A 266-nucleotide genomic window follows, 5' to 3' on the forward strand; every position below is an offset into this window, starting at 1 on the left:
AGGTTTAAACCATCAACAGAGATAGTTCCATAACTGGCTTCGATTATCGAAGTCAATAGACTGATTGTCGTTGTTTTTCCTGCCCCATTGTGACCGATTAAACCGAAAATCTCGCCGCTTTCAATTGTCAAATTTAGGTCATCAAGTGCGATTGTTTCGCCGTATGTTTTTGTGATATGGTCAAATTGTATCATAGTAACCTCCTTGTTATTCGTGAACTAAAAGTAGGTGCTTGCTAGGTATTCCGAGCCTCATTCCAATGTTCT

1 protein-coding gene is annotated in these 266 nt (G+C 39.5%); it reads right to left on the reverse strand.

The genetic code is table 11. The features are described 5' to 3' along the window. Positions 1-194, reverse strand: a 194-nt coding sequence (locus C1E99_RS14315) for an ATP-binding cassette domain-containing protein (RefSeq protein ID WP_153060296.1), incomplete at its 3' end; no start/stop codon positions are given. Between the last annotated feature and the right edge of the window lie 72 nt (positions 195-266).

The organism is Streptococcus suis (assembly GCF_002964045.1).
GTDB classification, from domain to species: domain Bacteria; phylum Bacillota; class Bacilli; order Lactobacillales; family Streptococcaceae; genus Streptococcus; species Streptococcus suis_U.